This window comes from Brevundimonas diminuta 3F5N (assembly GCF_900163625.1).
Taxonomy (GTDB): Bacteria; Pseudomonadota; Alphaproteobacteria; order Caulobacterales; family Caulobacteraceae; genus Brevundimonas; species Brevundimonas diminuta_A.
Window position 1 is genome coordinate 1 of sequence record NZ_FUIE01000007.1, and the last position, 11691, is coordinate 11691.

10 protein-coding genes are annotated in these 11691 nt (G+C 69.6%); 8 read left to right on the forward strand and 2 right to left on the reverse strand.

The window, feature by feature from the left end; all coding sequences use genetic code 11:
- The 3 genes from FM111_RS00545 to FM111_RS00555 all read left to right on the forward strand — a co-directional run.
- Positions 1 to 1075 (forward strand): HlyD family secretion protein (locus FM111_RS00545; protein WP_256968024.1); only part of this gene is annotated, 1075 nt, incomplete at its 5' end.
- 100 nt (positions 1076 to 1175) lie between these two features.
- Positions 1176 to 2453 (forward strand): multidrug effflux MFS transporter, encoded by a 1278-nt coding sequence (locus tag FM111_RS00550; RefSeq protein ID WP_087138797.1) that lies wholly within the window; start codon positions 1176 to 1178, stop codon positions 2451 to 2453.
- 52 nt (positions 2454 to 2505) lie between these two features.
- The gene (locus FM111_RS00555) at positions 2506 to 4476 is read left to right on the forward strand and encodes a M1 family metallopeptidase (protein WP_087138798.1); all 1971 of its coding nucleotides are present in this window, start codon (positions 2506 to 2508) and stop codon (positions 4474 to 4476) included.
- A 6-nt stretch (positions 4477 to 4482) separates the two neighbouring features.
- Here the strand turns inward: FM111_RS00555 and FM111_RS00560 are convergent, their stop codons facing one another.
- Positions 4483 to 4914, reverse strand: coding sequence for a DUF488 domain-containing protein (locus FM111_RS00560; protein WP_087138799.1), 432 nt, complete (start codon positions 4912 to 4914; stop codon positions 4483 to 4485).
- Positions 4915 to 4989: 75 nt separating this feature from the next.
- Between FM111_RS00560 and FM111_RS00565 the strand changes: the two genes are divergently transcribed.
- The gene (locus tag FM111_RS00565) at positions 4990 to 6654 is read left to right on the forward strand and encodes an amidohydrolase (protein WP_087138800.1); all 1665 of its coding nucleotides are present in this window, start codon (positions 4990 to 4992) and stop codon (positions 6652 to 6654) included.
- Positions 6655 to 6796: 142 nt separating this feature from the next.
- Entirely contained in the window at positions 6797 to 7768 is a 972-nt protein-coding gene (locus tag FM111_RS00570; protein ID WP_087138801.1) for a complex I NDUFA9 subunit family protein, read from the forward strand.
- Between the two features lie 75 nt (positions 7769 to 7843).
- Here the strand turns inward: FM111_RS00570 and FM111_RS00575 are convergent, their stop codons facing one another.
- On the reverse strand, positions 7844 to 8650 hold the full coding sequence (locus FM111_RS00575) for an undecaprenyl-diphosphate phosphatase (RefSeq protein WP_087138802.1): 807 nt from the start codon (positions 8648 to 8650) through the stop codon (positions 7844 to 7846).
- Positions 8651 to 8777: 127 nt separating this feature from the next.
- Here FM111_RS00575 and FM111_RS00580 point away from each other — a divergent pair, with 127 nt between their 5' ends.
- The 3 genes from FM111_RS00580 to queG all read left to right on the forward strand — a co-directional run bounded on the left by FM111_RS00580 (position 8778) and on the right by queG (position 11651).
- Positions 8778 to 9758 (forward strand): cation diffusion facilitator family transporter, encoded by a 981-nt coding sequence (locus FM111_RS00580; RefSeq protein ID WP_087138803.1) that lies wholly within the window; start codon positions 8778 to 8780, stop codon positions 9756 to 9758.
- Between the two features lie 65 nt (positions 9759 to 9823).
- Positions 9824 to 10510, forward strand: a complete 687-nt coding sequence (fzlA, locus tag FM111_RS00585; RefSeq protein WP_087138804.1) for an FtsZ-binding protein FzlA — start codon at positions 9824 to 9826, stop codon at positions 10508 to 10510.
- 25 nt (positions 10511 to 10535) lie between these two features.
- Positions 10536 to 11651, forward strand: coding sequence for a tRNA epoxyqueuosine(34) reductase QueG (gene queG / locus FM111_RS00590; RefSeq protein WP_087138805.1), 1116 nt, complete (start codon positions 10536 to 10538; stop codon positions 11649 to 11651).
- Positions 11652 to 11691 lie beyond the last annotated feature (40 nt).

Genomic DNA, 11691 nt, shown 5'->3' on the forward strand with positions numbered 1-11691 from the left:
CGCCCAGGCTCCGACGCCTGCCGCGCCCCCGCCCCTGGTCTCCAGAACGCGGCGGATGATGTGGGGCGTGGTCCTGGGCGTGATCGCCCTGATCGGGGCGGGGCTGATCCTTCACGCCTGGGGCCTGCCGCCGTTTTCGGGCGGACCGCAGACGACCGAGAACGCCTATGTGCGCGGCCAGGTGACGATCATCAGCCCCCAGGTCAGCGGCTATGTCACCTCGGTCGAGGTGCAGGACTTCCAGGCAGTGAAGCAGGGTCAGTTGCTGGCGACCATCGACGACCGGATTTATCGTCAACGGCTGGAGCAGGCTCAGGCGGCCCTGCACTCGGCCGAAGCGGCCCTGGCCAATTCGGCCCAGAGCCAGGCCTCGGCGCGCGGATCGGTGGCCCAGACGCGCGCCGCCATCGCCGCCGCACAGTCGGCCGTGACCAAGGCTCGCGCCGATGCGACCCGCGTGCGCACACTGTTCGAGGGCGGCTGGGTCGCTCAGGCTCAGGTCGACGTCGCCCAGAACGCCCTGCGCGCCGCCGAGGCCCAGTTGGCGGAAGCCCGCGCCGCCGAGGGCGTGGCCCAGACCGGCGTGACCTCGGCCGTGGTCAGCCGCGGCTCGCTGGAAGCCGCCGTCGAGAACGCCCACGCCCAGGTACGCCTGGCCCAGATCGACCTGGACAACACCCGCATCGAGGCTCCACGCGACGGCCGCCTGGGCGAGATCTCCATGCGCCAGGGCCAGCAGGTCGCCGTCGGCACGCAGATGGCGGCCCTGGTCCCCGACGTGGTCTGGGTCACGGCCAACATGAAGGAGACGCAGATGCGCGACGTCCGCGTCGGCCAGCCGGTCGAGATCACCGTCGACGCCCTGGGCGGACGCGCCCTGACCGGCAAGGTCGAGCGCATCTCGCCCGCGACCGGCTCCGAGTTCAGCGTCATCCGCCCCGACAACGCCACAGGCAACTTCACCAAGGTGGCCCAGCGCATCCCCGTCCGGATCGCCGTCGATCCGGGCCAGGAAGGCGTCGAGCGCCTGTCGCCCGGCATGTCGGTGACGGCGCGGATCAAGGTGAAGAGCTGATCTATCCGGTTCACCCGGCCGGGGTGACTTCTTGTTGCAGCGCGGAAAACTTCACCTTTGCAGGGTTGCGTCAGCCTGACGCAGGCCGCATCTGGAGCCGATGAACAGCGCCCCGACACCGTCCGCCGCGATCGAGGCCAAACCGCCGCTTCCCGCCAAGGGACCGGGTTTCGCCGAATTCGTCTGCCTGATCGCCGTGATGATGGCGCTGAACGCCCTGGCGATCGACGCCATGCTGCCGGCCCTGCCCCACATCGGCGAAGACCTGGGCGTGACCAATGAGAACAGCCGTCAGTGGATCATCACCGCCTATCTGCTGGGCTTCGGCGGCGCGCAGCTGTTCTACGGCCCGCTGTCGGACCGTTACGGTCGTCGCCCCGTGCTGTTCGCGGGCATCGGAATCTATGTGGCCTTCAGCGTGCTGGCCGCCTTCGCTCACAGCTTCGACATGCTGATCCTGTCGCGCATCGGCATGGGCGTGGGCGCAGCGGCGACGCGGGTGCTGGCCGTGTCCATCGTGCGCGACCGCTATGTCGGGCGGACCATGGCGCGAGTCATGTCGCTGAGCTTCCTGGTCTTTCTGGGCGTGCCGATCATCGCCCCCGCCGTGGGGCAGATGATCATGCTGGTCGCGCCCTGGCCGTGGATCTTCGGCGTCTTCGCCCTGTCGGGCGGGGCCTTCCTGATCTGGGCGGGTCTGCGCCTGCCTGAGACCCTGCACGCCGAAGATCGCATGCCGATCAACATCAGCCGTATCGCCGGCGCCTTCCGCTTCGCCCTGACCCACCGTCAGGGCATGGGCTACACCCTGGCCATGACCGTCATCAGCGGGGCGCTGTTCGGCTTCATCAACTCCTCGCAGCAGATCTTCTTCGACGTGTTCAAGGCGCCGGGCCTGTTCCCCGTCGTCTTCGCCCTGGTGGCGGCGGGCATCGCCGTGGCCTCGATCCTGAATGCGCGTCTGGTCGAGACGCTGGGGTCGCGCCTGATCGCGCACACGGCCCTGATCGGCTTCATCGGCTTCAGCGCCCTGCACGCGCTGATCGCCTGGCTGGGCCACGACAGCCTGTGGATGTTCGCCGCGCTGCAAGCCTGCAAGATGTTCTGCTTCGGCTTCATCGCCGGCAATTTCGGCTCCATGGCCATGGAGCCGATGGGCCATATCGCGGGCACGGCCTCCTCGGCCCAGGGTTTCATCTCCTCGATCGGCGGCGCCCTGCTGGGCTTCGCCATCGGCCAACAATTCGACGGCTCGACCGTGCCGATGACCGTGGGCTTCGTCCTGCTGGGCGTCGCGGCGCTGCTGCTGGTGCTGGCGGCCGAGAAGGGGCGGCTGTTCAAGGCCCACCACCTGCCGCCGCCTGCAGCAAAGGCTTGATCTTTCTGGCGCGAGGGAGCCTTTTCGGGCGCATCTGAATACGGAGCGTTCGATGACCCTGAAGCTGGTCGGGCGGGTTTCCGCCCTTGCCCTCGCCGCCGCCCTCGCCACGTCCCTGGGCGCCTGCGCCACGACCGGAGAGATCACCCCCATGACTCCTCTGGTTCCCGCCGCGCCGACGCCGGCCCCCGCGACCGACTACGTCAACGACGCCCACTCCTACGCCCGCCCGGCCGAGGCGCGGGTCACGCACGTCGATCTGGACCTGGCCGCCGACTTCGCCGCCAAGACGTTGGCGGGCAAGGCCACGCTGGACGTGACCGGCCGTCCCGGCGCGACCGAGGTGGTGCTGGACGCCAAGATGCTGGACATCAAGGGCGTGACCGACGCTCAGGGCCGCGCCCTGCAATGGAGCCTGGGCGCGTCTGATCCGATCAAGGGCCAGCCGCTGACCGTGCGCATCCCGGCCTTCCGGGGCGGCGAGACGCAGAAGATCGTCATCGACTATTCCACCCGCCCCGACGCCTCGGCCCTGCAGTGGCTCAGCCCGCAGCAGACGGCGGGCGGCCAGAAGCCCTATCTGTTCAGCCAGGGCCAGGCGATCCTGACCCGCACCTGGATTCCGACTCAGGACAGCCCCGGCATCCGCCAGTCCTACAGCGCCCGCATCACCGCCCCGGCCGATCTGACCGTGGTCATGTCGGCCGAGCAACTGACGCCGAAGGGCGAAGCGGCCGGCGCCGGGACCAAGGCCTGGCGCTTCAAGCTGGACAACCCCATCCCGCCCTATCTGATCGCCATCGGCGTCGGCGACCTGGCCTTCGCCCCGTTCGACGAGCGCACCGGCGTCTGGGCCGAGCCGAGCCAACTTCAGGCCTCGGCGCATGAACTTCAGCCGACCGCCGAGATGGTGGACGCGGCCGAGGCCCTGTACGGCCCCTACCGCTGGGGCCGCTACGACCTGCTGGTCCTGCCGCCCAGCTTCCCCTTCGGCGGCATGGAGAACCCCATGCTGACCTTCGCCACCCCGACCATCATCGCCGGGGACCGCTCGCTGGTCTCGCTGGTGGCGCACGAACTGGCGCACTCCTGGTCGGGCAACCTGGTGACCAACGCCACCTGGGACGACTTCTGGCTGAACGAAGGGTTCACCTCCTATTTCGAGAACCGGATCATGGAGGCCGTCTACGGACGCGACGCCGCCGTGCAGGAACAGGTTCTGGCCTGGGGCGGGCTGCAGGACGAGCTGAAGGAGCTGGCTCCCGCCGACACCCGCCTGCACCTGGAGCTAACCGGACGCGATCCCGACGACGGCATGAACACCATCGCCTATGACAAGGGCGCCGCCTTCCTGAGAACGATCGAACAGATCGCCGGGCGCGAGGCGTTCGACGCCTGGCTGCGCGGCTATTTCGAGCGCAACGCCTGGCGGCCCATGACGTCGGAACGCTTCCTTGAGGACATCCGCACGCACCTGATCAAGGGCGACGCGGGTCTGGAGCAGAAGCTGCAACTGAACGCCTGGGTCTATGAGCCGGGCCTGCCGTCCAACGTCCAGGCGCCGGTGTCGCACGCCTTCGAGCCGGTCGATGCGGCCGCCCGCGCCTTCTACGTCGCCAAGGGTCCGGCCTCGGCCGTGCCGTGGAAGGACTGGAACACCCAGCAGCGCCTGCGCTTCCTGTCGTGGCGGCCCGAGGGGCTAGAAACGGGCGGCGACTGGCTGAGCCCAGCCCAGCTGGCTGATCTGGAAAGCACGCTGAAGCTGGACCGCGAAGGCAACGCCGAACTGGTCTTCGCCTGGCTGCAGGCCGCCCTGGCCAACCGCTATGAGCCCGCCGTCGCCACGGCCGACCGCTTCCTGACCAGCCAGGGGCGACGCAAATTCGTCCTGCCGCTGTTCCAGACCCTGTGGGCCGAGGGCGACTGGGGCCGTCCCATCGCCACGCGCATCTACGCCAAGGCCCGCCCGCTGTATCACCCGGTCACCAGCAACTCGGTCGATCAGGTGGTGGGGCGCCCGTAAGACCGCCTAGAGGTTCACCACCTCAGCTCCATCCTCGCGCGCCAGCCGGCCCGCGAGGATGGAGCGATGGCAGCCGCAGGCGTCGGCTTCGAAGCACAACAGGGCGACGCGCCGCTCGCCCGCCACATGGCGCAACTGCTGGAAGGCGGCCTCGGCGTCCGGCTCATGCATGTGGGCGGAGAAGACGGCGTGCATGGTTGCGACATCGCCCTTGCGCGCTGCGTCGCGCCCCGCCTTGGGCGTGCCCAGGGCGCGCAGCTGCAGATAGTCGAGCCCTTCCGCCTTCAGGCTTTCGCCCAAGATCGTCTTGGAAAAGCCGGCGATGCGGGACGAGGCCACCGCCCGCACGTCGGCGACCAGCTCCACGCCCGCCGTCTTCAGCCGGTCGATGACCTGGGCTTGCGTCGCGCCTTCATAGCCGATGGTGAACAGCTTCATGCGGCGATGATGCGCGCAGGATCGCTTGACGCCAAGCTCGGCTGAGGCTCCCCTGCGCCGCGACTGGAGGCGCTGATGATCCGAACCCTGAAGACCCTGTCCCTGGCCGCCGCCCTGATGCTGGCGGCCGCGCCTGCGGCCTACGCCCAGAACCTGTTGATCCGGGGCGGGCCGATCCATACCGGCGACGAGACCCGGCCGACCGCCGAGGTGGTGGTCGTGCGCGACGGACGCATCGCCTATGTCGGCGCCGCGAACGGCGCGCCTTCGGCCGAGGGGCTGGAGGTGGTGGATCTGAAGGGAGCGGCGCTGTTCCCCGGCTTCACCGACGGCCACGCCCACCTGGACGGCATCGGCTGGCGCGAGACGACGCTGAACCTGGAAGGTTCAGCCTCGGTCGTCGAGGCCATGCAACGCCTGACCGCCTGGGCCGAGGCCCACCCCGAGGGCGTCATCGTCGGGCGCGGCTGGATCGAGACCCGCTGGCCCGAGAAGCGCTTCCTGACGGCGGCCGACCTGGACGCCGCCGCGCCGGGCCGGATCGTGATGCTGACCCGCGCCGACGGCCATGCGGTGGCCGTCTCCAGCGCCGCGATGAAGGCGGCGGGCATCGACGCCTCGACGCCTTCACCCTCGGGCGGCGACATTCTGAAGGGGCCGGACGGCCAGCCGACGGGCCTGCTGGTCGACGCCTCGGGCGATCTGATCGCAGGCCTGGCGCCGCAGGCCGACGTGGCGGCCACGCGCGCAGCCTATCGCGCGGGCTTCGAGGTCTACGCCCGCTACGGCTGGACCGGCATCCACTTCATGAGCGCGCCGTGGAAGGACGTGCCCCTGCTGGAGCAGATGGCGCGCGACGGCGAGGCCACGGCCCGCGTCTATAACAATATCGACATGGGCGACGCGCGCGCCCTGATGGCGGGCGGCCCACGCGACGCGGGCGACGGCCTGGTCATCACGCGGGCGATCAAATTCTACGCCGACGGCGCCCTGGGCTCGCGCGGGGCCAAGCTGTTCGAGCCCTATTCGGATCGCCCGGACACCACCGGCCTGATGCGGACCTCGCGCGAGGAGGTCATGCCGCTTTATCAGGAGGCGCTGCGCACCGGCATCCAGATCGCCACCCACGCCATCGGCGACCAGGGCAACCACGACGTCGCCGCCTGGTATGAAGAAGCCCTGCGCGCCGTGCCGAAGTCCGAGTGGAAGCTGACCGATCCGCGCTGGCGCATCGAGCACGCCCAGATCATCCGGCCGCGCGACTATCACTACTTCGACGAACTGCCGATCATCGCCTCCATGCAGCCCAGCCACGCCATCGGCGATCTGCATTTCGCCGCCGACCGCCTGGGCGACGCGCGGCTGGACGGGGCCTACGCCTGGCATACGCTGGTGGATCGCGGCGTGATCGTGGTCGGCGGCTCCGACGCGCCGGTCGAGCGCGGCGACCCGTTGATCGAGTTCTACGCCGCCGTGGCGCGCCGCGACCTGAACGGCTTCCAGGGACCGGACTGGCGCCCGGACGAGGCGGTGGACCGGGCGACGGCGCTGAAGATGTTCACCCTGTGGCCCGCCTACGCCAGCTTCCGCGAGAATGAGCTGGGCACGATCGAGGTCGGCAAGCGCGGCGACTTCACCGCCTTCGACATCGACCTGATGACCGTCCCCGCCGCCGACATTCCCAAGGGCCGGGCCGTGCTGACGGTCGTGGGCGGGCGCATCGTTCACCGGGCCGACTGAGGGGCTGCCCAAGAGGCGAATGGATCGGGCGGAATCCCGCCCCTTCTCGTTGCGGGGCGAGGCCGCTTCGGTTAAGCCCCGCCCATGAGATTTTCGCCTCCGGCTGCGTCTGCGGCCGGGGCTTGGCGTTGGAGCGTCTGAGATGGCTGATTTCGCCCCCGGTCTGGTCACCGTGTTCGGAGGCTCGGGCTTCATCGGAACCCAGGTGGTGCGCGCCCTGGCCCGTCGCGGCTGGCGCGTGCGCGTCGCCGCGCGCAACGCCAAGAGCGCGCCCGTGCTACACATGGCCGGCGACGTCGGCCAGGTTCAGGTCGTGCGCTGCGACATCACCGACAAGGCCGCCGTGGCCGAGGCCGTGCGCGGCGCCGACGCCGTGATCAACCTGGTCGGCATCCTGTTCGAGACCGGCGGCCGCAAATTCCAGACCCTGCATGTCGAGGGCGCGACCAATGTCGCCGAGGCGGCCAAGGCGGCGGGCGCCAAGCGCCTGACCCACATCTCGGCCCTGGGCGCCGACGCCGACGGCAAGGCCGACTACGCCCGCACCAAGGGCCAGGCCGAAGCCGCCGTGCGCGCCGCCTTCCCTGGCGCGGTGATCGTGCGTCCGTCGATCGTCTTCGGCTCGGGCGACCACTTCCTGAACCGCTTCGCCGCCATGGCCAGCGGGTCGCCGGTCTTGCCGCTGATCGGCGGCGGCCAGACGAAGTTCCAGCCCGTCTATGTCGCCGACGCCGCCGAGGCCATCGCCCGCGCCACCGTCGCCCCCGAAGCCGAGGGCGAGACCTATGAACTGGGCGGCCCGTCGGTCTGGACCTTCGAGGACATCCTGAAGTTCATCCTGCGCGAGACTAACCGCCGCAACATCCTGCTGCCGCTGCCCTTCCCGGTGGCGCGCCTGATCGGCGCGCTGGCCCAGATCCCGGCCATGATCGGCCTGGCCCCGGCCCTGACCAAGGATCAGGTCGTGCTGCTGGAGAACGACAACGTCGTGACGCCGGGGGCCAAGGGCCTGGCCGACCTGGGCGTCGAGCCTTCGGGCCTGGAGGCCATCGCGCCGAGCTATCTGTGGCGCTATCGCGACGGCGGCCAGTACGCCGAAAGCCCCGCCGCCTGATCTCAACGACGGCTCAAGAAAAACCCCTCGAGACCGGCGTCCCGAGGGGTTTTTGCTGCACGCTGCATGAGGGCGTCAGAGCGCGCCCGTCACGCCCAGGCCGATGATGCCGACCACGCCGACCACGATGCGCCACCAGGCGAAGGGGCCGAAGCCGCGCTTGGACACGAAGTCGAGCAGGAAGCGCACCACGGCCAGGGCCGAGATGAAGGCGGCGATGAAGCCGATGGCGATCAGGCCGAAGTCGCTGAAATCCAGCACGTCGCGGTTCTTGAACAGATCATAGAAGACCGCTGCGCCCATGGTCGGCAGGGCCAGGAAGAAGCTGAACTCGGCGGCCGACCGCTTGTCCGTGCCCAGCAGCAGACCGCCCGCGATGGTGGCGCCCGAGCGCGACACGCCGGGGATCATGGCCAGGCACTGGAACAGGCCGATCAGGAAATAGACCCGGAAGGGATAGCGGTCCGCGTCCAGATAGGCGGGGATCTTGTTCATCCGGTCCAGCCACAGCAGCAACACCCCGCCGACGATCAGGGCGACGCAGACCACCAGCGGCGTCTCGAACAGCACCGTCTTGATGAAGCCGTAGGCCAGGAAGCCGATCACCACGGCGGGGGCGAAGGCGACCAGCAGGCCGATCAGGAAGCGCCGCGCTTCCGGGTCGAACGGCCAGCGCGTCGCCAGGTGCCAGAGTCGTTTAAAATAGACGCTGATGATGGCCAGCAGGGCGCCCAGCTGAATGACGATCTCGAACGTCTTGCCGGTGCTCTCGAAGCCGAGGAAATGCCCCAGCAGCAGCAGGTGGCCGGTGGACGACACCGGAATGAACTCGGTCAACCCTTCGACCAGACCCAGAAGGATCGCCGTCAGCCAGTCCGCCATGAATGCTCCGTCTCGATCTTTACGTCGGGCGCGCTGCGCCCTGCGGCGTCCCGTCTCCTCTTCTTAGCGTCCCCGCCCGGCCGCCGCCATTGGCGCGGGCGCTGTTTTGGGCGACAAGGGCAGGGAAATGACCGCCTCTCCCCTCGACGCCGCCCATGAGACCACGCGCCGGATCACCACCTTATCGGTGGCGACGGCGGTCCTGCTGATCGTCATGAAGGCCTTCGCCTTGGGGGCGTCCGGCTCGGTCTCCATCCTGGCCAGCCTGGCGGATTCGACGCTGGACCTGATCGCCTCGCTGGCGACCTTCTTCGCCGTGCGCTGGGCCGCCGCCCCGCCCGACGACGATCATCGCTATGGACACGGCAAGGCCGAGGGCCTGGCCTCCCTAGTTCAGGCGGGCATGGTGCTGGCGTCCGGCGTCTTCATCGGCTGGGAGGCGGTGCAGCGCATCTTCGACCCGCGCCCCGTCACCTCGGGCGGCTGGGCCGTGGGCGTGGTCGTCCTGTCCATCGCCGTCACGGCGGGTCTGGTGTGGATGCAGACCCAGGCGATGAAGAAGACCGGCTCCCTGGCCGTGGCGGGCGACCGCGCCCACTACGCCGCCGACCTGGCCGCCAATGTCGTGGTGCTGATCGGGGTGATCTCGGGCGCCTTCCTCCAGGCGCCGGGACTGGACGCTGCGGCGGGCCTGGTGGTCGCGGTCTGGCTGGCCTGGGGCGCGATCAATCTGCTGAAGGGAGCGGCCGGCCACCTGCTGGATCAGGCCGCCTCGGACGAGGACCGCGCCGCCATCGTCGCCGCCGTGACCGAGGACGCCCGCATCGCCAACGTCCACCAGCTTCGCACCCGCATGGCCGGTCAGGCCCTGATGGTGCAGATGCACGTCGATCTGGACCCCGACCTCAGCCTGAAGGCCGCCCACGACATCATTCTGGACGCCGAGAAGCGGGTGCTGAAAGCCTTCCCCCACGCCGACATCCTGATCCACGCCGACCCGCGCGGGGCGGCCGAACCGCACGGCGGCGCCTTCGCCCCGGCCCGGCCGTCGACGCCGGAACCGACCGCGCCCGACGCGCCCGTCGCCCGCACCGGCCCCTGGTCCTGAACCCCTGCGACAATCGCGCGCGGTAAACGGAGCCTTAACGCGCGCGGGCGCATGAAGACCGGACGATGTCCACGCCCGCCGTCCTCTATCATTTCGCCTTTCATCCGGCTTCGCGCGCGGCGCGGCTGGCGCTGGGCGAAGCCAAGGTCGACTACAGCGAGGAACCCGTCCGTCCGTGGGAGGACGACTGCCCCCTGTTCGAGCTGAACCCCTCGGGCATGCCGCCGGTGCTGGCGACGACCGAGAAGAACCGGCCCCTGACCCTGTGCGAGCTGGAGGCGGTTCTGGGCTGGATCGAGGATCGCTCCAAAGGCGATCTGCTGCTGCCCGCCGATGCGGCCGAACGGGCCGAGGCGCGCCGCCTCGCGACCTGGTTCAGCCGCCGCTTCACCGACGAGGTGGACGCCGTCCTGCTGCATGAGCGGATGGAGAAGCCCTTGCTGCGCCTGGGACCGCCCGACGCCCGCATGCTGCGCGAAGGGCGCGAATCCCTGAAGGTGCATTTGTCGGTGCTGGAGCCGCTGGCGTCGAGCCGCGAATGGCTGGCCGGGCGCCGTCTCAGCCAGGCCGACCTGATCGCGGCGGGCCATCTGTCGGTGCTGGACTATTTCGGCGAGATCGCCTGGGCGTCCTGGCCGTCGCTGAAGCTGTGGTATTCCAAGCTGAAGTCGCGCCCCTGTTTCCGGCCTCTGCTGGGCGACCGCTTCCCCGGCGTGCACCCGGCCCCCTGGTACGCCGATCTCGACTTCTGAGGGCTGGGGGGGCTAAAGCGCCCTCATGGCGGCCGATCCCCGCATCTTCATCCGACAGCGCGCCGCCGAACTGGGCTTCGGCGTGTGCCGCTTCGCCTCGGCCAGCGATCCGTGGAGCGCGGGCGAGAAGCTGGCCCACTTCGTCGATGCGGGCCGTCACGGCGACATGGGCTGGATGGAGACGACGCTGGAGCGCCGCGCCCACCCCACCGCCATGTGGGACGGGGCGAAGACGGCCATCGTCCTGGGCATGAACTACGGCCCCGACGAAGATCCCCGGCCAGAACTGGAGGAGGCGTCGGCGGGCTACATCTCCGTCTATGCGCGCGGCGACGACTATCATGAGGTCATCAAGGGGCGGCTGAAGATCCTGGCCGGTCAGATCGCCGCGCGGCTGGGGCAGGAGGTCAAGGTCTTCGTCGACACCGCCCCCCTGATGGAGAAGCCGCTGGCCCAGCGGGCGGGGCTGGGCTGGCAGGGCAAGCACACCAATCTGCTCAGCCGCACCCACGGCAACTGGCTGTTCCTGGGCACCATACTGACCGCCGCCGAGATCGAAGCGGACGCGGCCGAGACCGAGCACTGTGGCCGCTGCACCGCCTGCCTGGACGCCTGCCCGACGCAGGCCTTTCCGGCGCCGTTCCAGATCGACGCCCGGCGATGCCTCTCCTATCTGACCATCGAATACGCCGGCGCCTGGCCGCGCGAGTTCCGCATCGCGACGGGCAACCGCATCTACGGCTGCGACGACTGCCTGGCCGCCTGTCCGTGGAACAAGTTCGCGCAAGGCGCGTCGGAGGCGCGGTTGCAGGCGCGCGATGTGCTGAAGTCGCCGCCGCTGGCGGACTTGCTGGCGCTGGACGACCCCGCCTTCCGCGCCCTGTTCACCAAGAGCCCGGTCAAGCGGATCGGTCGTGATCGGTTCATTCGCAATGCGCTTTACGCGGCCGGGAACTCGGGCGAGGCGGCGTTGATCGCAGCGGTCGAAGGGCTGCTGGCCGATCCGGCGCCGGTGGTGCGCGGGGCGGCGGTCTGGGCGCTGTCGCGCCTGGCGCCGGAGTGGTTCGAGGCCGAACGCGCCGGGCGGCTGGCGCAAGAAATGGACGAAGACGTCAAACAGGAATGGTCCTTCTCCCCTTGAGGGAGAAGGTGGCTCGCGCAGCGAGACGGATGAGGGGTGG